This is a genomic window from Pedobacter sp. AK013 (assembly GCF_014205835.1).
Lineage (GTDB): Bacteria > Bacteroidota > Bacteroidia > Sphingobacteriales > Sphingobacteriaceae > Pedobacter.
On the sequence record NZ_JACHCQ010000018.1, the window covers coordinates 1 to 21,587 of the forward strand.

General features: G+C 38.2%; 17 protein-coding genes, 1 tRNA gene and 1 riboswitch. Of the genes, 6 read left to right on the forward strand and 12 right to left on the reverse strand.

What is annotated here, in order from left to right; translation table 11 throughout:
- Positions 1–337: 337 nt before the first annotated feature.
- From HDC90_RS13190 to HDC90_RS13235, 10 genes are all read right to left on the reverse strand, one after another.
- On the reverse strand, positions 338–517 hold the full coding sequence (locus HDC90_RS13190) for a hypothetical protein (RefSeq protein ID WP_167293529.1): 180 nt from the start codon (positions 515–517) through the stop codon (positions 338–340).
- A gap of 79 nt (positions 518–596) precedes the next feature.
- Positions 597–698: riboswitch (SAM riboswitch) on the reverse strand.
- A 4-nt stretch (positions 699–702) separates the two neighbouring features.
- Positions 703–773 (reverse strand) — tRNA-Cys (locus HDC90_RS13195).
- Between the two features lie 253 nt (positions 774–1,026).
- The gene (locus HDC90_RS13200; protein ID WP_184467069.1) at positions 1,027–2,667 is read right to left on the reverse strand and encodes a TldD/PmbA family protein; all 1,641 of its coding nucleotides are present in this window, start codon (positions 2,665–2,667) and stop codon (positions 1,027–1,029) included.
- A 149-nt stretch (positions 2,668–2,816) separates the two neighbouring features.
- On the reverse strand, positions 2,817–4,133 hold the full coding sequence (locus HDC90_RS13205) for a TldD/PmbA family protein (RefSeq protein WP_184467071.1): 1,317 nt from the start codon (positions 4,131–4,133) through the stop codon (positions 2,817–2,819).
- Positions 4,134–4,135: 2 nt separating this feature from the next.
- Positions 4,136–5,770, reverse strand: coding sequence for a TldD/PmbA family protein (locus HDC90_RS13210; protein WP_184467073.1), 1,635 nt, complete (start codon positions 5,768–5,770; stop codon positions 4,136–4,138).
- A gap of 299 nt (positions 5,771–6,069) precedes the next feature.
- Positions 6,070–7,848, reverse strand: a complete 1,779-nt coding sequence (locus HDC90_RS13215; protein WP_184467075.1) for a hypothetical protein — start codon at positions 7,846–7,848, stop codon at positions 6,070–6,072.
- A gap of 2 nt (positions 7,849–7,850) precedes the next feature.
- Positions 7,851–9,983 carry a DUF4175 family protein gene (locus HDC90_RS13220; RefSeq protein ID WP_184467076.1) on the reverse strand — a complete coding sequence of 711 codons (2,133 nt, stop codon included), beginning with the start codon at positions 9,981–9,983 and terminating at the stop codon, positions 7,851–7,853.
- Positions 9,970–11,340: a BatA domain-containing protein gene (locus tag HDC90_RS13225; RefSeq protein WP_184467078.1), complete on the reverse strand. Its 1,371-nt coding sequence runs from the start codon at positions 11,338–11,340 to the stop codon at positions 9,970–9,972. The genes HDC90_RS13220 and HDC90_RS13225 overlap by 14 nt, the downstream gene beginning before the upstream one ends.
- A gap of 3 nt (positions 11,341–11,343) precedes the next feature.
- On the reverse strand, positions 11,344–12,231 hold the full coding sequence (locus tag HDC90_RS13230) for a DUF58 domain-containing protein (RefSeq protein ID WP_255497640.1): 888 nt from the start codon (positions 12,229–12,231) through the stop codon (positions 11,344–11,346).
- On the reverse strand, positions 12,231–13,277 hold the full coding sequence (locus HDC90_RS13235) for a MoxR family ATPase (RefSeq protein ID WP_184467080.1): 1,047 nt from the start codon (positions 13,275–13,277) through the stop codon (positions 12,231–12,233). The genes HDC90_RS13230 and HDC90_RS13235 overlap by 1 nt, the downstream gene beginning before the upstream one ends.
- Positions 13,278–13,378: 101 nt before the next feature.
- On the opposite strand from HDC90_RS13235, the gene HDC90_RS13240 reads away from it, so the two are divergent.
- Positions 13,379–14,008: a DUF4159 domain-containing protein gene (locus tag HDC90_RS13240; protein WP_184467082.1), complete on the forward strand. Its 630-nt coding sequence runs from the start codon at positions 13,379–13,381 to the stop codon at positions 14,006–14,008.
- Positions 14,009–14,328: 320 nt separating this feature from the next.
- On the opposite strand, the gene HDC90_RS13245 is transcribed toward HDC90_RS13240, so the two are convergent.
- Entirely contained in the window at positions 14,329–14,796 is a 468-nt protein-coding gene (locus HDC90_RS13245) for an Lrp/AsnC family transcriptional regulator (protein ID WP_184467085.1), read from the reverse strand.
- 323 nt (positions 14,797–15,119) lie between these two features.
- Between HDC90_RS13245 and serC the strand changes: the two genes are divergently transcribed.
- From serC to HDC90_RS13265, 4 genes are all read left to right on the forward strand, one after another.
- Positions 15,120–16,217, forward strand: coding sequence for a 3-phosphoserine/phosphohydroxythreonine transaminase (gene serC / locus HDC90_RS13250; protein WP_184467087.1), 1,098 nt, complete (start codon positions 15,120–15,122; stop codon positions 16,215–16,217).
- An 11-nt stretch (positions 16,218–16,228) separates the two neighbouring features.
- Positions 16,229–17,344: a DUF1015 family protein gene (locus HDC90_RS13255; RefSeq protein WP_184467088.1), complete on the forward strand. Its 1,116-nt coding sequence runs from the start codon at positions 16,229–16,231 to the stop codon at positions 17,342–17,344.
- A 25-nt stretch (positions 17,345–17,369) separates the two neighbouring features.
- Positions 17,370–17,516, forward strand: coding sequence for a hypothetical protein (locus tag HDC90_RS13260; RefSeq protein ID WP_184467090.1), 147 nt, complete (start codon positions 17,370–17,372; stop codon positions 17,514–17,516).
- A gap of 145 nt (positions 17,517–17,661) precedes the next feature.
- On the forward strand, positions 17,662–18,453 hold the full coding sequence (locus HDC90_RS13265; protein WP_184467092.1) for a lacto-N-biose phosphorylase central domain-containing protein: 792 nt from the start codon (positions 17,662–17,664) through the stop codon (positions 18,451–18,453).
- Here HDC90_RS13265 and HDC90_RS13270 read toward each other — a convergent pair whose 3' ends face one another.
- Positions 18,454–19,017 carry a DUF1543 domain-containing protein gene (locus HDC90_RS13270; protein ID WP_184467094.1) on the reverse strand — a complete coding sequence of 188 codons (564 nt, stop codon included), beginning with the start codon at positions 19,015–19,017 and terminating at the stop codon, positions 18,454–18,456. It lies immediately after the preceding gene.
- 376 nt (positions 19,018–19,393) lie between these two features.
- Between HDC90_RS13270 and HDC90_RS13275 the strand changes: the two genes are divergently transcribed.
- Entirely contained in the window at positions 19,394–21,094 is a 1,701-nt protein-coding gene (locus HDC90_RS13275; protein WP_184467096.1) for an FAD/NAD(P)-binding protein, read from the forward strand.
- The last annotated feature ends 493 nt before the right edge of the window (positions 21,095–21,587 follow it).

Here is a 21,587-nt window from a genome sequence, read left to right on the forward strand (position 1 = left end):
CCTTTTTGCACAACAACTTCTGCTTTTTTCAAGCAACAACTCTGGGGGTCAATTTGAAATTGGCGAAAGGGGGTCAAATTTATTGGTATATGCACATAAATTAAAGTGTTCGTATTCGGATCACGCTGGAGGTAAAACAGCATATGATCTATATTTTTAGGTGTAGGAAAACTGAGTGGGGATGGATCTTTCGACTGTGTCCATGCTTGAGGTGAAAACAGGAAAAGGATTAAAACTATAATGAATGAGGTTTTAAGTAGAATGGGTAGTCTAGGTGGTGTTAAATACATTTTAGGCTTGTTTATTTAAAAGAGCGTTTAAAAGATTCGAGTAATTTTTAGGTGTCGGTTTTGGGTTGATCATGTAGAATTTCTTCATCGATCTCATTAAGTTGTTCATTATAAAGCCGGTCTGATTCAGCCTTACAATGTTCATAATCATCTAATTTTTCACAAGAAGTGTTTCCGTGGATCTCGAAAAAATCCCTGATGGATGGATAATCAAAATAAACTGACATATTATTAAGTTTAGGTTACCAATTTTAGAGGGGATGGCCATTGATCATTCGCTGAAAACAGTTAAGAGATCTGCTTTCAAACTCATCTTTTCTGCCATTGCAGAAGGAATTAGCACCTTGTTTTACGCAACAGGTTGCTAAGACATCAAAGGGCCATTCCCTACGTCTTTCTTGATAAGTATTAGACGTCATGGACGGAATCGAACCGCCGTACTAGGTTTTGCAGACCTTTACCTAACCACTCGGCCACATGACTATAGGTCTTTTCAATCAGGTTATTCAATCACTTTTTGAATGAGACAAAGCAAAGGTAGAAATAATAACTATATATTCTATAGAAATAGTAGTTTTTTTATAAAGTTTATGATTGTTGAGATCTTTTTATGATTTGACGGTATATTAATGTGCTACCGATTAGGTAAGCTGATCAATAATTTAATCAGATTAGATATTTGCTTTTATAATTAATATCAAAACAAATCTAAAGGGCGTATCGCGGAGGAGTTTTTCTATCCCAACTTCCTTCCCGTATTAATCACATTAACGCCGTTAAAACGGGTAGTGGCACTTCCGTGCGAAACTGCACTTGCCTGTCCGGGTTGACCTTTACCATCTGAAAATGTGCCTCCCAGCCTATAATCGTTTTTATCGCAACGCTGCACACAGGAATTCCAGAATTCTTGTGTATTCGCTTGGTAGGCAGCATCTTTAAGCATACCCACAATTTTACCTTCTTTAATTTCGTAAGCCAACTGCGCGCTGAACTGGAAATTGTAACGCTGTTGATCGATAGAATAGGAATTCCGACCGAACATGTAGATGCCTTTTTCTACATTTTTAATCATATCAGCAGCGCTTAAAGCCGCATGGCCAGGTGCCAATGAAACATTTGGCATCCGCTGAAACTGGATACTGTCCCAGCTATCAGCATAACAACAACCTTGCGATTCTTTTAAACCTAAAATATGTGCCTGATCGCGGATAGTCTGGTAATTTACCAAAATCCCATCTTTAATGATGTCCCATTGGCCACATTTTACACCTTCATCATCATAACCCACCGCACCTAATGAACCTGTTTCCAGTTTATCGGCAATAATGTTCACTTCTTTGCTGCCAAAGTTGAATTTTTTTGATTCCCATTTATCCAGTGTCAGGAAACTGGTTCCGGCGTAATTGGCTTCATAACCTAAAACGCGGTCGAGCTCTGTTGGGTGACCAACAGATTCATGTATGGTTAAAAATAGGTGAGATGGATCTAAAACCAGGTCGTATTTACCAGGAGCGATTGGTTTTGCTTTTAATTTTTCGTCAACATGTACCGCAGCTTCACGCACATCTTCGAGGATATCGTAACGTTTCTTGTACATCGTAACCGGACCACCTTTTATTTTTTCTTCGTCTTTTGGTTTCAAATATTCAAAACCCATACCCATTGGTGCGCTTAAGGCATTTCTGGTTTCGAACTTACCGCTGGCCGCATCCGTTTTGGTTAGGGTAAAGGTTGGCCATATTCTGTGGATATCCTGATCGATATAAGAACCATCGGTAGAAGCAAAATATTTTTGCTCATTGATCATAAAGAGATTGGAACTGATGTACTTTGCACCACCTTTCATCGCCTCACTGTTTACTTTTAAGAGGAGATCAACTTTATCGGCAATGGGTACTTCAAAGGCATTAATTTCAACTGGTGTTTTCCAGCTTACTTCGCCATATCCTTTTTGTGCTGCCAATTGCACAGGCTCTTCCATCAGTTTTGAGTTTCCTTTGGCAATGGCTACGGCAGCCTCGGCAGCTTTTGCAATACTGGCATTATCCAGGTTGTTGGTTGCTGCGAAACCCCAGCTTCCGTTGGCAATAACGCGGACACCTAAACCATACGATTCGGAATTAGAGATGTTTTCGACCCTGGTTTCTTTCGTGGCCACTACCTGATTTAAATACCGTCCAATACGCACATCGGCATACGTTGCACCTTTGCTTTTTGCTGCGTTGAGCGCAACATCGGCCATTTTTTTCTTGAGGGCAACATCAACGGGCGTTAAAGATTCTTCAACAGAAATAATTTTGCCAAAGGCAGGGATGTTGGGCATCATGCTGGCACCAAGGCCAACACCTGTCATGTATAGAAAATCTCTTCTTCTCAATTTTTTGATTTTTTTGTTTATAAAAAATCGTCATTTCGACTGTAGCTGCCGATTTTTTATCGGTAGCGAAATGGAGAAATCTATTTAAAGAGATTTACTGGTATAGATCTCTCCATTCCGTTGCACTTCAGTCGAGATGACGACACTAGTTAAACTGCATCTGATAACGAGGTAAACGTAAAATCGCGGATTTTCATTGGTGGAATCAACCCACTTCCCGTTCTCACCGGTTTACCTAAAGCTTCCACATTGTTGAGCATAATTACCGGACTTTCGTTAAACCTGAAATTCTTGATCGGGAATTTAATTTCGCCGTTTTCGATGTAAAAAGTACCATCACGGGTTAATCCGGTAAGTAATAATGTTTGTGGGTCTACCGAACGGATATACCAGAAACGGGTAACCAAAATGCCTTTTTCAGTGCTCTTAATGAGATCTTCCAAAGATTGTGTTCCTCCTTCTATGATCATGCTGCGGCTAAAAGGAAGTGGTTGAACATTTTTCTGTGCAGCCCAATATCTCGAATAAGATAGGTTTTTCACTATTCCTTTTTCAACCCATTGTGTTCTTTTTACTGGTAAACCTTCGCCTGTGAATGTCGAAGACGGGATTTCAGTATTCATTGGATCAGAATAGATATTTACGTTTTCTGAGAACAATTGCTCGCCTAAACGAGTACCACCACCTTTTTTGCTCATAAAGCTCCGGCCTTCGTCAGCACTTCTGGCATCAAAACCCCTAAACATGTTGCCGATAATATCGCTGGCTGCGAGTGGTTCTAAAATAACAGTATATTTTCCGGGTTCGATGGCTTTTGCACCTGCAGAACCATTTGCTTTGCTTGCTGCAATTTTGCTAAGTGCCAGCGTATCCATTTTATCGAGGTCATTAAAGCCCTGCTCAACGTAGCCTGATCCTGTTCCTTGCTTGTTTCTAACAGTTACCGAAAAAGAAACATCGGTACCTTTATTATAGGCGAACAAACCTTTAGAATTCATGATCGCGTTAAAACGGGTTGAGTTTTCCAAGAAACCAGCAGCATCTAAACCAGCTGCTTTTGATACACTTAAACTTTTTCCTACCATTTCGGCCCTGGTATCAGGTGTCATGGCGGCAGTTTTAGCATTGTATGTATTCGATTCTGCAAAAGTCTGCGGGCCTAATGGAGGCATAAACTCAGGGTTTTCTGGTGCCAGCATGGCCAGTTCTTCTGCTCTTTTTACCACTTTTTGCAAAGAGGCATCATCAAATTCGTTAATAGTAGCTGTACCTGTTTTTTTACCAAAAGTGGAGCTTACCCCTAAACTCATGGTGCTGATCTGACCTGCTGTAGAAACAGCGTTACGGGCATAACGGATATTCCCGCCATCAGAACCGTTTAAACCTACTTCGCAGAAATCGGCTTTCGAATAACCGATTACTTTTTTTAATATCGCTTGGGCTTCTTCTTTACTTAATATGGCCATAATTATATTTTTCTTGCTGTATTAATAACATTAACTCCATTAAACCGGGTAGTGGCACTGCCATGCGAAACGGCACTGCTTTGTGAAGGTTGACCTTTTCCATCATTAAAAGAGCCGCCTAAACGGTAATCGCTTTCATCGCAAATAGCATTACAGGAGTTCCAGAACTCTTGAGTATTAGCCTGATAAGCCACATCGTTAAGCATGCCTACAATTTTACCTTCCTTAATTTCGTAGAAAATCTGTCCACCGAACTGGAAATTGTAACGCTGCTGATCGATAGAAAAACTTCCATCACCAATGATGTAAATGCCTTTTTCAACATTTTTGATCATATCATCAACACTTAGTTTTTCTTTACCTGGTTGTAACGAAACATTTGGCATGCGTTGGAACTGAACATCATCCCAGCCCTGCGAATAACAGCAGCCATTGGATTCCGTTAAACCGATAATGTGTGCCTGATCGCGGATGGCCTGATAACTTACCAATAAGCCGTCTTTGATCAGATCCCATTTCTTGCATTTTACACCCTCATCATCATAACCCACAGCACCTAAAGAACCTACCTGGGTTTTATCGGCTACAATATTTACTTTATCACTGCCAAACTTGAATTTTTTTGATTCCCATTTATCTAAAGTAAGGAAACTGGTACCTGCATAATTGGCTTCGTAACCTAAAACACGGTCTAATTCTGTCGGGTGACCAACAGATTCGTGGATGGTTAACCAAAGGTGAGAAGGATCTAAAACCAGATCGTATTTACCTGGCTCAACCGATTTTGCCTTTACTTTTTCTGTTGCTACACGGGCGGCTTCTTTTACATCTTCCAGCATGTCGTAACGGCCTTTATAACGGGTTACAATGCCGGTAACCTTATCTTCAGGGCGGGCATGCATATATTCATAACCTTTGCCAGAGGGCGCGCTTAATGAATTACGTGTTTTAAATTTACCCGATTCGCGGTCAACTTTGGTTACGTTAAAAGTTGGATAAATGCGGTGAATATCCTGATCAATGTAAGAACCATCGGTAGAAGCGAAGTATTTCTGCTCGTTAACGGCAAAAATAACGGAGTTTATAAAGTTGGCCCCATTTTGCATAGCCACATCGTTCACGTTTAAAAGCAGGTCTACTTTTTCCTTTACCGGAACTTCGAAGGCGTTAATTTCGATAGGTGTTTTCCAGCTTACTTCGCCATAACCTTTTTGAGGGGCCAGTTGAATTGGCTCGCCCTGTATTTTAGCATTTGCTTTTGCAACAGCAACTGCTTGTTCGGCTGCTTTGGCAATAGCATCTTTAGTTACATTGTTTGTAGCTGCGAAGCCCCAACAGCCATTGGCTAAAACACGGATACCTACACCATACGATTCGGTATTGGCAACACCTTGAACACGTTTTTCGCGGGTGGCAACAAATTGGTTCAAATAACGCCCAATGCGGATGTCGGCATAAGTTGCGCCTTTCGATTTTGCTGCATTTAAAGCAACATCAGCCAGCTCCTTTTTAATTTTTACATCTACTCCATCTAAGGCCTGTAAAGGGTCTATTGGAGTTCCGAATGCAGAAAGATCGGGCAGGAGCAGGGCACCCATACCCATTCCGGATAAGTAGAGGAAGTCTTTTCTTTTCAATTGGTTGAATTTAGTTAGTTTACGATTTCAATATAGCCAAATTATATGGCGAAAAGTGGAAAATGATTATAACATTTTAGTTTCAATGCCAAAAAAGGAGATGTTTTTTCTATTCAGGTGTTTTTAGCTATAAATAGACTGTGGCAAACACAGGTATTTTGTTTTTTTCGTTGTCATTCTGAACGCAGTGAAGAATCTTTTATAACATCACTCTCTGATGCTTGCAATTATATCCTCAATCGGTATTCCATCGGTTAAGGATCCTTCACTGCGTTCAGGATGATAGCAAAACGATTTATTTAAACCGCCAAAATCCTCGCTTCGAACCATAAAAAGGTAGCGGCGATTAAGAATCCGGTAAAAAACCACCAGATCGAAATCTCTTCTTCAATAACAGTATCTGTTAATTTGTTTTTGGCTTCATTAGTATTCAGGTTTTTAATAAACTGATGTGTCCCATTCAGCTTTTGCTGATTTTTGAGCGTTTCCCAATCAGTTTTTTTATAGATGTATACTGGCCCGATGGTTTGATTCAACGCTAAGTTAGCCCAGCCTGATTTTTGCGGCCAATAGAAAGCATCCCATTGAAAGGGAAGCTCCATGTTTTGCCTTGGACTGAGTAAAATACTGTCGATTTTTAATATTGGTATCTGGTTTGATTCGGCCAGATCGGCAATAATCCTCATTTTTTGGCTAATAACAGGGAATTGAGGAATAATGTTTACAGCCTGAATGTCGTTTCTTTTTCTTGCTGCATTGGCCAAAAGTTTAGCCCAATAAGTTGCATAATCTATTTTTTGTCCTGAAAGTAACCAATTGTATGTAGAAGAAAGCGTAGAAACTAATACTTTGCCATATCCATTGATGCTGCTATTTACTACTATTTTTCCACTTACATCAACAATTAGGGGCTGATCACTTTGGTTCGACTTTAAAAATAACGCCTGTTCAACAGGTAAGGGACTAAACTTGAAATAATCTTCCTTTAGGCTCAACGGTTTGCCTTTTAAAACTGGAGCTTCAAAACGGGTAAATTTACCACTAAGTGTGGTCGAGGCTTTTACATTCGCAACCCTGATCAACAATCCCATTCCATTATTAACAGCAAGATCTATTGATGATCTTTCGCTAGGGCTAATAGCGGCAAATTCTTCTTCATCAATAATCAGGATATCAAATTTTTTTAAAGATGATGTATTGATCTGGTTAAGGTTTATACTATCTGTGTTGAGGAAATCGAAAGCATATTTATTTTTGCTGATCTGACTTCTGAAAGCCAATGGATATTGATTTTCGTACAGCCAGTTTTTTAAAAATTTATATTCGAAATCGGGAAAAGAAGCCAAGATTAAAACTTTCATCGGCGCTTGGTCGCCAACTTGTACAGGAACCGGCTCCTTTGCCAGGGTATCCGTTTTTTGTAAAGAAATTAATTCGTAAACAGCTTTCCCTGTTTGTTTTGGGGTAGTTTTAAAGGAGAAAGCTTTGCTCAATTTTGCTTCAATAACGATAGAATCTACCGTTTTACCTAAGCCTTTAAGCAAAAGTTTGACAGATTCATTGCCCGAATTTTGATAAGTGCCCTGAACCTGCAATAATTCGGTAGTTTTTGATTTGGCCGGCCAATTGACAGCGATTATACCTCTGGGGTTTGCAGAAGGGTGGAAAGTGACCTGGTACCCTTTTAGCTGCTCCAATTCGGTTGTATTTAATCCGTATCCGTAAACATTCAGCTTCCTGATGTTGGGATTCGATTTTAAGAAATAAGAAAGATCAGGAATATGTATGGTCTTCGTATTTTTTAACTCTAGAGATGAAAGTGTATATTTCTTTCCTTTTAAGCTGGCAATTGAATCAAGATTGGTGCCTTCGGTAAGTAAAATAATCTCATCTGTGTTTTGTGGTACATGTGTTTCAAACTTGATCGGTACAATTAAAAAGATAAAACAGCACACAGCAATGATGTTGGCGAAAATACGCCAAATTAACCTTGCTTTATTTGCCCTGCGGATTTCTTTATAGAGCAAAAAAGCCAATAAAACAAATCCAACCAGAATAGCGATGTATTTAAATTCCATATCTATTTGCCGGCTTTGTTGAGGTTATTAAAATAGTTTTGATACAATGTCGTGGCTGGGCTGGTACTTTGTATTTGTGGTTTGGCCTGTTCGGTATTGATCATATTTTGTATGGCTTGTTGAACCAGATCAATATCGTTGATTATCAGTTTATTGGTTGTGCTTAACTTTCTTAAACTACTCAGGGCGCTTAAATAAGTGGAAGGATGATCTGCTGCTGAACCAATCATATATTTCTCTGTTTCGCTGAGTAAGTATTGATCTTGCTCGCTGAATTTTTTGCCCGTTTTTCTGCTTTCCAACAAGGCGAGAGCCGCTTTTAAAGAAGCTGTCCTTTTTTCTTTTTGCTCAAACGACATTTTCTGTACTGGTTGTGTAATCTTGTCCAGTTCTCCGCTTAAGCGTTTTTCAGGTTTTAGCGCAGCCGTTTTTACGGTAGTTTTAGCCACATAAGCCCGAGATTTTTGCTGCAGGTCTTTGAGTAACCTCAGCGCTTTATATTCGTAAGGTAATGCTTCCTGGGGTTTGTAAGTTCTCAAACGAAGTTCTGCATTCCACATCTCAGTTAAAACCGCCTTTAACTGCGCCTTCATTTCCGGCTCAAAAAAGGTGGCATCTTCAGCAATATCATGTTTGTGCGCATATTTATCCATAATGGTGGTCACATCACCAAACTTTTCGATCCCACTTTTGTGCTCAGCATGTTCATCGTGGTCATCATGATCGCCCCCAATTTCAGTTTCGTTTTCTTCACCTAAAAACTGCCCGTAACGTAATCTTAATAACTTTTGATCAATACCTAAGTCATTACTTCTGTTTTTAAATGCCTGAGCAGGTATTGATGATTGTTCTTTCAATAATTTCTCGGTATCAATAATGATCTGCCTTTCACTCCTGAAATACTCCGGAACCAGGTTAACGCCATTGGTCATGCCAGCTAAACTCATTAATTCGGCAGTATCTACGATGGAAACAAAATAAACATCAGAGCGGCTAGATTGACCATGGTTATCCATTGCTTTGATGAAAAAGTAAAGCTCATCGCCCGGTTTCATGCCAAGGCTTTTTAAATCGATTAATTTGGTAAGTGCAATGCTTTTTTTGTTGTTGAAATTGGTGTTGAAAGAAAGCTTTTTCTCGGTAAAACTCACACCTTCACCTTTGCCACTGGCCATGGTTGCAGATATAAAAGCATCATTGATGCCGTAGTCATCAGTAAGTGATACATTCAGGTTAATTTTTTGGGGCTGACCGATATCAATTGTTGTGTGTTGCTTGGGTTGCGTAATTTTAATTGTAATAGGTAAATCGGGAATGATCTCGATCTGGTAGAGATCTGATTTTTTACCATCCAGATCTAATTGATAAAAACCTGATTTGTTGACGGTTTTACTGTAGTCCCATTGTGTGTGTGATGCGCTTAAGGCTTTTAGTGAAACAACTTCGTTATCGTTAAAGATGATTTTCAGTTTTTTAATGCCAATGTTCGTTTCTATTTTCCAGTTTACTTTGGCACCTGTTTCTGCAGTAATCGTAAATTGCTTTTGTTTACGCTCGCTTTTTTGAGTGTAGGCAGGCGGAATGATGGTTGCGCTGAAATCGGAAATTTCTGCCGGAATATTTTCCTTAACTGCTGGAATCTGACTTGCCTTTTCGTGAAAATTTAAAGGTTCATTTTTATGCAAGGAAATTTGGCTGATACCAATGCTGATGAGCAATCCTACAAGAAGGATAACCAAGCCCAAATATAATTTCTTTGCTGGTTCTTTTGGCTGTGGTAGACTAGTGAGGATATTTTCAATCTTATTTCGTTGTAATTGTTGTAATATCGATAATTCAAGCTCATTCTTGAGTAGCAGATCAGCACTTTCTTCCAATTCAGGATACTGGTTGTTTACAAATCTCGAAACATCATGGTCGGTGGTTTTCCAAATGGGTTTACTGAATAAAAGAATAGCCAGAACAATAGGAAAAACCAGCGCAAAAAGCCATGGCGAAAAATGCAATAGATATACTGCAATGGCCGATAAAACCAAGGCTATGGCTAAAGCAATTGCTAAGGTGCTAATCAGGTAAAAGCTAATCCACTTTTTCCTGAGGTTACTGATCCAATTTTGTCCTTCAGCTCTTAACATAATTCGGTTTTTTTCTGAATGATAAAATACGTTCGGTAACAAAAATCAATAAAGCAGCTATCCAGAATAAAGTTCCAAGCGCTTCATTTTGAGTTGTTCTTATAGCCGATTCGGCTCTGTTGGACTGAAAGGCATTTTTTTGCCCGTCTGATAAACGTCGTTGATCGGCAGGGTTGTCTTCGAAACCAAAATCTGCTGAATTTTCCGCTCTGATTACAATGGGCATCATTGCTTTCACAAATACACCATCCCAAACCAATTCGTTCCACTGCGGATTAAACCGGCTATAAAAATGGAATATAGTTAGATTGTTTACCTTTTCGCTGGCTAAGATTGCATTTCCGAAACCGTCAGTCCATATTTTTTTAGCTCCATTTATTGGAACAGTTCTTTTACTCAATTTAATATGACGGCCATCTAAGTTAATAAATGAGGGTTCGGCAATTATTTTCCCATTTTCATATTGAAATAGAGCTCCACTCGGTGCAATTGAAGATTTGAAGTTTGTAGCTACTGCATCACTTGATAACCAAAAACCAATATCTATTTTCCCCGAAGCAGGGTTAATGACGATTTTTCGCTTTGTAAAGTTGCCAATGGCTTTTAAAGCCGCAATGAGATATTTTCCATCCGCAGTTCCAGAAGTTTGATGTATGGCGATGTTTATCGGTGCCTCATCTCCCGAATTTAAAGTTTGGTATGCGGTATTGGACGGATTAGATTTTGCTTCATATTTCTTTCCTGCATATTCGGCAATCCAGCTGCTAATCGTATCGGTTTCGGTTAATGCAATATATTTCAATTGATAGTTAATAATTGGCAGTTCGTTACCAAAATGGCTTAAACGCCGATCGGCAAAAAGATAAACGTTCGTACCTGCCGGAACAAAATGATTAGCTGCACTTAATAAAGCGTTATAACTTAGGCTGTTAGTCTTTTTTGCTTGATTATCGGTAGTATCTTTTAAGTTTAATGGAGTAAAACCAAGATTAAAATCATGGATTTCGTAACCCTTTTTTAGCAACGAATCGATCGTTTTTTTATTCGAATTAAAAACCTGTTGAAAAGTAGCTTTATCAGCTAAAATCCATCCATTTTTACTCTTACCCGAAATAATTTTTTTTAGGTAAGGCCGCGCCAGAAGAAGTGCCAGCAATGCCAAAAGCAAACAGCGTAATAACAATAATAGCCAATCGTTAATTTTAAAGCTTTTTGAGCTTGCCCTCGAGCTTTCGCCAAGCAGTGCAATGCTACCAATCTTAATGGTTTTGCCCTGTTTAACATTCCACAAGTGGATAATGAGCGGAACAATTAATCCTGCAAGTGCCAATAAACCTATGGGAGATAAAAAATGCACCGTTTAAATTCTAAGTTTACTTCTTTGTTTTAAAAAATCTCTTAAGGCCTGGTCTAAAGGTTCGTCAGTACAAATGGTTCGGTAGAAAATTCTTCTGTCGAGCATTTTAACTCTTGTTTCCTCTAAATAAGTTGCGAGTTTACTTTTATAATCCTCTCTGGCTTTTTCCTGGTCGATCTGAATGATTTCGCCTGTTTCTAAGTCCTCAAAAGTGCTATACCCTTTAAAATCAAGATCGAGTTCATTTCTTGATACCACATGAAAAACAACAATTTCGTGTCGCAGTGTATTTAAAGTATCCAGCAATTTAATAATCTCTTCATCACTTTGATAAAGGTCGGTCACAAAAATGAGCAATTCGCGTTTTTGAGTGCCAGCAAATAATTCTTTATAATGGATAGGTTTGGTAAAATTTCCTTCAGGGTTAATCTGCTCCAACTGATAAAATAACCTGGCCAAATGCTGGTAGTCCTGCTTGGCCGCCATAGAAAATATGCCAGAATTTTTCAGTACATATAAACCAATGGCATCGCCCTGTAAATTTGCGAGATAGGCCAGTGAGGCGCCGATATAGCGTGCATATTCTATTTTGGTAAAATCGCCATCGCTATGGTTCATTGAGGCACTGGCATCTATTAATATTCGAATGGCAATATTGGTTTCCACTTCCGATTCACGGATGTAGTAGCGGTCGGAGCGGGCAAACATTTTCCAATCGAGTGAGCGTAGATCATCACCAGGCTGGTAACTTCTGTATTGGCTAAACTCCAAGCCCGGGCCCTTTACCGTACTTTTATTAATGCCGTTCATAAACCCGTCAACCGTCATTTTAGCTGATAAGGAGAGGTCTTTAATGGCCATCAATATTTTCGGATCCAGTAGTTTTTGCATCAAATGTTCGCTTTTGGTTTCGAAATAGCTCTAATTAATTCATCAGTTACTTTATCTGACGAAACATTTTCTGCTTCGGCTTTAAAATTCATTAATACCCTATGGCGCAATACCGGGTAAGCCATGGCTTGTAAATCTTCCATGATCACTGCATATCTGCCTTTAAATAAGGCTCTTGCTTTTGCCGTCAAAATTAGCGCTTGTCCAGCACGTGGGCCTGCACCCCAACGTACCCATTCTTTTACGAAACTTACAGCGGTGGTATCTGGGCGTGTAGCACGGATCATTTCGATTACATAAGTAATCAAATCATCACTAATACTTACTTCACGTGTAATGGCCTGTAATTCTTTGATTTCTTCAGCACCAATAATGGGGTTGATTACTGCTTTTTTACTACCTGTTGTACTGCTTAAAATCTGTGTTTCTTCGGCTGCCGTTGGGTAACCGATTTTGATGTACAAAAGAAAACGGTCTAATTGTGCTTCTGGCAGGGGGTAGGTTCCGGCCTGTTCAATCGGGTTTTGGGTAGCCAGGATAAAAAATGGCCGATCTAAAGGGTAAGTTTGCCCGCCATAAGTTACTTCAAATTCCTGCATGGCTTCCAATAAAGCCGATTGGGTTTTTGGAGGAGTTCTATTCACCTCATCGGCCAGAATAATATTGGCAAATAATGGCCCTTTGTTAAATTTAAAGAAACGTTTTCCGGTTACATGGTCTTCTTCCAGTATTTCGGTACCAACAATATCAGTGGGCATTAAATCGGGCGTAAACTGGATTCTTCTGAAAGAAAGATCCAAAGCCTGCGACATGGTTCTCACCATTAAAGTTTTCGCTAAACCTGGTACACCTTCCAGTAAACAGTGTCCGCCGGCCATTAATGCAATCAGCATTTCTTCAATGATCACATCTTGACCCACAATTACTTTCTGTATTTCGCTTTTTAACAGGGAGATCTTATCGATCAATATTTTTAGGTTGCTTTCTGAACGATCCAAAACGGTTGATTTTTTAGTATAACGATATTGTGCTTCAATATAGCGCATATTGGCAGATAGTTTTAGTTCTATGGAAAGAATATCAAAAAATTTACAAGATTTTTTGGATAAAAAATCTAAATAATAAAAAATGAAGGTAATTTTAGGCTGTGCGAAGAGCTAAATTTACATTTGCGAGGTTAAAATATAATTCGGGAGACTGGGATACCGATCAGCGTATGCCTTCTAATCTGTTAAATTCTTTATTGGAGTATACCACTATTCCGTTAGATGAAGAAGAGAAAATTGTAGAATTGAGCAGCCGAGATTTATTTAAATACCCTTTTTGTTATTTAAGTGGACACAAACTGGTTCAATTTACACAGCAGGAAGCCGTCAATTTTAAAACCTACGTGCACAACGGGGGCTTTGTTTTTGTAGATGATTGCAACCACGATATTGATGGTTTATTTGCCCGCTCGTTCGAAACTCAGATGAGTAACCTTTTTGGCCCTCAGGCTTTGAAGAAAATCCCCAATAACCATGGCATTTATAGTTCTTTCTTTAAGTTTGAGAAAGGCCCACCTACAACTTCTTTCGAGCTAAACGGCTGGGGTGATGATCTGGTGCACGATTACCTGAAAGCAATTACTGTTAACAACAGAATAGGGGTGTTGTACAGCAATAAAGATTACGGTTGCGAGTGGGATTACGATTTCAGAAACAAGCGTTTTTTGGCAGAGGATAATACCAAATTCGGGGTAAATATTATCCTTTACGCGATGGGCATAAACAGTTAGCAATTGGTAATTTTCTTTTTGTGCTGTCAGATGGTACCATCTGACAGGTTGAAACCATTCATTAACTAAACTGAAAAGCAGCAGGTGGTAAACAACTACCGCTATGCTTATTATGTTTTTTTATTAACCATATAAGATATTTAAGAACATGAAAGTGCATTGAGCTTATATGAACCTTCAATGTCTTATATGGTTAAAAAGCAATTGTATTGTTTATGTGGTTACCTCTGATTGCCATACACTTATTTTACCATCTAAGTTGCTTGAGTTCATCAATTAACCGATCAACAGCATTAATAATAACTAATGAACCAATACACCTAAAGTGCGTAAGCCGTTTCGGCCTTCGATTGATTAAGTACTAAAAAACTCTGTATATTTCCAACATAAGCCAGCGCGCCTATATTGTCTCTCAGAAAATTGTTATAAGAAACCATATCGGGCATGGCAACTTTAAGCATAAAATCGAAATGACCAGTAAGGTGGTAACACTCCATTACCTCGGGGTATTTCTCCATTTCAGTCTTGAATGCGCTTACAATATCCTCTGAATGCATGGTAAGTTGAATGTGCGGAAAGGCTATAAAATGCGACCTCAGTTTATCAATATCTACAATGGCAACTGTTGATTTGATGTAGCCGTTTGCCCGCAGTTTTTTAATACGCTCTACAATATTGGTCATACTTTTCCTAAGCTTTCCCGAAACTTCTTTATAGGTTAATAATCCGTCATGTTGTAAAAGATTTAGGATTTGGATATCTGTCTGATCAACTTTTTGAGGTTGCATGTAAATACTTAGTGTATAATTGTTTCTATTTTGTTCGCTTTTGTAAAGCCTAAAAATAATTAAAATAAGGTATATTTATTTAATTTATTCTTGTTAATTAAAAATGTACTTAGTGTATATATTACAATAATGGCTGGGATTATGGAGTGTAAATAAAAATTATATTCTGTCATCTTATTTTCTTGATATACCAAACCAAATTTTTAGGATGTTTAGGGTTTTCCAAAAAATAATTTTTACCAAAAAAATGGGTTGTTGCGGTATAATTTGCTTAATTACTGATCTTTACACTGTAATTAATTTAACCGAATATTATTTTTCTCATGCATAAAAAACACAACTTTGGTGCCGGTCCATGCATATTGCCGTCATCTGTAATGGAGCAAGCTGCTCAGGCCGTAATTAATTGGGGAGGGATGGGTTTGTCTATTTTAGAAGTGTCTCATCGGTCGCCAGAATTTGAAGATGTGGTGCTTAAAACCCAGCTTTTGGTTCGCGAGTTATTGTCTGTTCCAGATCACTATGCTGTGCTTTTTTTACAGGGCGGGGCAAGTACACAATTTGCTATGGTTCCAATGAATTTTTTGAGTGCAGGAAAAAAAGCTGCTTATCTCGATACCGGGTATTTCGCACAGAAAGCCCTTAAAGAAGCCAAATTATTTGGTGAAGTAGAAATTGTAGCTTCTTCGAAAGATAAAGATTATGCTTATATCCCAGTTGAGTTTAATAACGATAAGCAAGCTGCGTACCTGCATTGTACTTCAAATAATACGATTGAGGGGACAGAAATATTCGATTTTTCTACTGCAGGTGCCCCGTTGATATGCGATATGTCATCAGATATTTTTTCAAGAGAAATTAATATCACCGATTTTGATCTGATCTATGCGGGTGCCCAAAAGAATATGGGACCTGCAGGAATGACACTGGTTATTGCTAAAAATGAATTTATTAATCAGGCAAAAAAAGAAATTCCATCTATGATGGATTATCGGATATTCCGCGATAATATGAGTATGTACAATACACCGCCTGTTTTTTCTATTTATGTAGCCATGCTTAATTTATTGTGGCTTAAAGATCAAGGTGGCGTAAGTGGGATAGCGCAAAAAAATATAGAAAAGGCAAAATTATTATACGCTGAAATAGACCGAAATCCACTTTTTTATGGTACAGCCGATGTTGAGCATCGCTCTCGAATGAATGTTACTTTCTTAGCCATTAATAAGGATGTAGAGGCCGAGTTCTTAAAATTTGCGGCTAACCTGGGAATTGTAGGCATAAAAGGCTACAGAACAGTAGGCGGATTTAGGGCTTCACTTTACAATGCGCTCCCACTATCGAGTGTTGAAGTATTGGTTAATGCCATGGCCAGTTTTGAAAAAGCATACAGTGATAAAATTGTTCTTGAACTCGAATAATCTGTTAAACGATGATAAAAATCTCTCCGTTAAAGGCACTACAGCCAGGTAAAGATATCTTTGATCTGATGATTTCTGATCAGGTAAACGGTAAGGTGCATAAAAATGAGCAGCTTTCGTTTGAAGACCTGCTCAATTTATTCGGATGCCCTTTGGATGACCGGCCTGCTATTTATGTTTACGAGTTCCGCAGCGAATTTGGTATAATGAGGGGGATTTGGGCAGCTACCGATCTCTCCCAAACACCGGAAAATGCAATTAAAAGGCACGAAGAAACCGTATCGTCGAAAGTAGAATCGCTTAAAATAGACCGGAAAAGTAAAACAACGCAAAAATCTCCAATCTTATTGGTACATAAAAAAGATAAAGCTTTAGATGCGCTTATCGATTTTGTGGTACGCACGCGTAAACCTCTGGCAAGCGAGTGGTCGCAGATGGAACATTTTCTTTATCAAGTATTGGAAGAAGATGTTATTGAAAAGTTTGTTGAAGAATTTATGAAGCTTCAGGCGGTTTACCTTGCCGATGGCCATCATCGTTTGGAAGCAGCCTGTTCGCTGCAAAAAAGTATTCCCCAGCAGATCAGTTCGCTATTTGTTTCTGCCGATGTAATTTCTATAGGTGCCTTTCATAGGGTCGTTTTGGGGGTAGATATTTCTTACTCATTGTTGATGGAAAAACTGAAACAGTATTATTATATCTCAAAAATCCCCAATAACAAAGCTTATAAACCAGATCGGAAGAATAGGTTAGGCCTTTTTTTTAAAGGCGAATGGTACCAACTGGATTTAAACGAAGCTTCTATTGCATTGTGTGATGTACCAGATACGGTGATTTTACAAGATAAAATCCTTTCAGCTGTGCTGGGTATCAATAAACCGAAGGAAGACGACAGGCTTATCTGCTATCCGGATTGCAAATGGTCTGAATTTCTTGCTGAGCTTGATCGTGATGAAAATTCGATCGGCTTTTCTCTTTTTCCAATGACAGCAGAGGCTTTTATTACTGCTGCAGAAAAAGCTGAATTTTTGCCGCCCAAATCTACATGGATAGCGCCTAAGGTTCCTCAGGGGTTTATGGCGAGTAGTGCGGTGGCTATCATGGCAAAGGGTGAACGGGTAAATTAATGGTTAAACCTATAAAACAAACGATATGTTTGATTTCGATTTAGAAAGCATAGCGCAGATTGGGGCTACTTTTCTGATAATTGCCTTCTTTTTGGTGGCTTTATACAAAAAGCGACTTAAGGTAAACAAGAAAAAAAGTGATGAAGAGCAGGATTATTTACATTGGCTCTAAAACTGTTAGATTGAATTTGGGGTGTAGGCTTTTTGTTACGGTAAACGAATTTAATTTGATAGGTAGGTTGATTATAGCAATTTGAATATAGTTAAATTTTATACTTTTGGGTTATTGAAATTTACAATTTAACCCGATATATTTTATGAAAATACTTTTTAGAGTTTGTATACTTTCTGTTTTAATCTGTTCATCTATACTGGCAAGTGCCCAAACCGTTACCTTAGATTATTTTTTTAATCGCGAAATCCGAAAAGATAAACAGGGTAAAGAAGTACGTTTTCATTATCTGTGGAGTGAGCAGGCCATGAGTGGCTTTTCTATTTTTGGCAGTGCATTTAAAAAAGAAGGATTTAAATTAGATTCGCTTGAAATAGCACCAACATTGGCCAATTTAAAAGGGAGTGATGTTTACTTAATTGTAGATCCCGATCGTCCGAAAGAAAATCCTAAACCGAATTACATAGAGGCTAATCATATTGCTGCAATTTCTGCTTGGGTAAAGCAGGGGGGCATATTAGTAATGTTTGCCAATGATAGTGCGAATGTAGAATTACTACATTTTAATAAACTGGCCAATGTGTTCGGCATGCATTTTACCAACGAAATGCAGAACCATGTAATTGATGATGAGCATTTTGAAGATGGCGGCATTGTGATCAAAAACAATCCGGTGTTTAAAACAGCCAAAAAAATATTCATGAAAGACATCTGCTCAATCGATACCAAAAACGGTGCAAAACCGGTATTGAAAAATGCAGCTGGTGCAACGGTTATTGCCACTGCCAAATTTGGCAAAGGAAATGTAATTGCCATTGCCGATCCATGGTTGTACAATGAATATGTAAACGGCCGTTTGCCAAAAGAAATGGGCTTTGAAAACGATAAAGCTGCTGTAGATCTCGTAAAGTGGTTAAAAAGCCTTACCCGGAAATAGTTAAAGATTATCTAGCTTAAAATAGCCTAAATGAATTTCATCTTCAGGTAAATCGCCTGAAGATGTTTTTATTTCGATATGGTATTTTTGTTTCGATTCTTCGCTTAAAATATCTTCAATTTTATAAATATCATCTACATCAATACCATACTTTTCATCAATGTGGGCATTGGCGCCTTTTATTGAATTGGTTTTAAAGAATACCGTTTTCTTTGCTTCTTGTATAGCCTTAGCCCTTTCATCATGTACGGATAAAACAATATAATGTTGTTCGTATAGCTGGTTCGATTGATAGCCCCCAAGGTTGATAAAGAATAATTTATGTAGCGATGGTGGCGTATGCTCATCCCTTAACTTAATACTGATTTTGTAATCATCAACTTTGGTTACTTCCCGCCAGCCATCTATGTGGATACTGGCTCCTGCCTCTGGCCAAAATGCTTTAATTTCGGGCACAAGATCTTTTAGCGAATGGGCAATGCCGAAAAAATAGTCGTGCTGTTCTACATTTCGTTTTGGGGCTTTTGAGCCCAGTAAAAGCATATATAGATTTAAATCGTTCATTATTATGGTTAATCGGTTAATTGTTGGAATTGGTTAATTGTCTCGAACCGCTCAATGTCAGTTACCAGACCGATTAATAGCCATTGGTTTATTGGCCATGTCCTCCTGATTATTCAAAACTTACTCATTAATCCCTAACAACATTAATCAGAATTGGTTTGTGATCTTCTTCTTTTAAACGCAGAAGACACAAGGGAGGGACGCGGGAACACAAAGGTGGGCACATTGAATTCCTCTGTATAACAAACTGCGAAAAAATATTCAAAGCACTTCATCATCTGGCTTACATTTTCAATCAATTTAAAACAATTTTGCCTTTTTAAGATTATATGTCCTGACGGGTTATAATATGCTAAATAAAACGCATCAAGAATAGATGAACTTAACTACTGCAAAAAAAAGAATTGCCATTATCGGTGGAGGACCAAGTGGACTTTTCATGTATAAAAGATTAATTGAATCTAAAGCCACCAACTTCGAAATAGAGATATTCGAACGTAAAGATTATTTAGGAGCAGGAATGCCTTATAGTAGTGAAGGCGCAAATGTAGAACATATCACTAATGTATCGGATAATGAAATTCCGATTATATTCAACTCTATTGAAGATTGGGTGAAAATTGCACCAAAAGAAATTTTAAAAAGATTTAATATCAACGAAGAAAAATTTAATGAATATAAGGTATTACCTCGATTGTTTTTTGGCGAATATCTTTCTGCACAGTTTAAGTTATTAAAAGAAGCTGCAGAAAATAAAGGGATTAAAACCAATGTACATTTAAATTGTGTGGTAGAAGATATTATCGATTTTCCTGACAGTGACCGAGCAGCCATATGTTTAAAGGGGCTACCTAAAACCTATTTCGACCAGGTTATTATTTGTATCGGCCACAATTGGCCAAAGAAGTACGAAGGTCGCATTCCCAAATATTTCGATTCGCCTTACCCGCCAAAAAAGCTTTTAGTTAAACTTCATCATCCGGTTGGGATTATGGGCTCGTCGTTAACAGCTATTGATGCAATAAGAACATTGGCCCGGCAAAACGGAAAGTTTGAGGAAGAGGCGGATGGGACTTACCGTTATCATTTAGCGAGCGAGGGATTTAAAGTTGTAATGCATTCGCGTAGTGGCTTGTTGCCTGCTATCCGCTTTCACCTGGAAGATTCGCATTTAGGAAAGGAAGAAACGCTGGGTAAAGCCGAAATTAAGGAGAATATGGCCGAGAACGGAGGTTTTTTATCATTGGATTTTGTGTTTGAAAAGAATTTCAAGGAAATGTTTATTAAAAAAGATCCAGCATTTTATGAGCAGATCAAAAATATGAACCTGGAAGAATTTGTTCAGGCCATGATGGCTTTCAGGGAAAAATTAGAACCTTTCGATCTTTTTAAGAAGGAATATGAAGAGGCTGAAAAATCTATAGAAAAGCGAAAATCTATTTATTGGAAAGAAGCCTTGGCTGTTTTAAGTTTTTCGATGAATTATCCTGCCAAGTACCTTTCTGCCGAAGATATGGAACGGCTACAAAAGATATTAATGCCGCTAATTTCTATCGTAATCGCGTTTGTACCCCAAAGCTCGTGCAGAGAATTATTGGCACTGCACGATGCTGGTGTGTTGAGTATTGTTGCCGTTGGGGATGACGCAGACCTTAAACCCTTAGAAACCGGTGGCGCAGATTATCATTACAGGCTAGGTGAAAAGAAGGTTACCGTTCACTTCGATACCTTTATTAATTGTGTTGGTCAGCCACATCTTTCTTTCGATGATTTTCCCTTTAAAAGCTTAATTAACAATGGAACGCTTAGTCGGGCAAAATTGCAGTTCCAGTCTGCCCGGCGCGGAAAGGAAGAAATGAAACATAACGATTTGGTGACAAAACAGGGCAATAATTACTTTTTAACTGTACCCGGTATTACGATCAACGATTATTTTCAGGTAGTTGATGAAGCGGGGCGGGTAAATAAAAGAATCTATATGATGGCTGTTCCGTATATTGGTGGCTATAATCCCGATTATTCTGGTATCGATTTTTGCGAAGCAGCGTCAGAGGCGGTGTTAAAGTGTATTTTTTAGTGGATAACACAAGTGCTGCAGCAAATACAATGATAATTTATGAAATCAATTAGTGTTATTCCTACAAAAAAATACATCATGTAAACGGTTTACGGACTATTTTTTTCAAGATTATAAACAATAGTTTTTTTGAAAAGTAGTTATTGGGCTAATGTTGATTTTTTTAATTGAATTAAGCTAAAACTACTTAAAAATAGTATATAAAAATAAAACTTTTCTAATGAAAAAAAAGCCTTCAGGTGGATTAAATGTAGTTTTTAGAAAAAAAACAAACGTTTGCGCTTAATTTCTGGTATGTCTTTTTTTAGTTACAGATTTTAGAAAAAATGTATGGTATTTCTGGGTATGGGCTGAGCCCAAATATGATTCTATAACCATAATTTTAGTCACGTACCAAACTATCATTTAAAGCTTTCTGCTTAACAGTTATTTGTTACTGGAATATTATTCAGAAAATTATCAGAAATTACCAGATTAATACTGCTGTTCAATG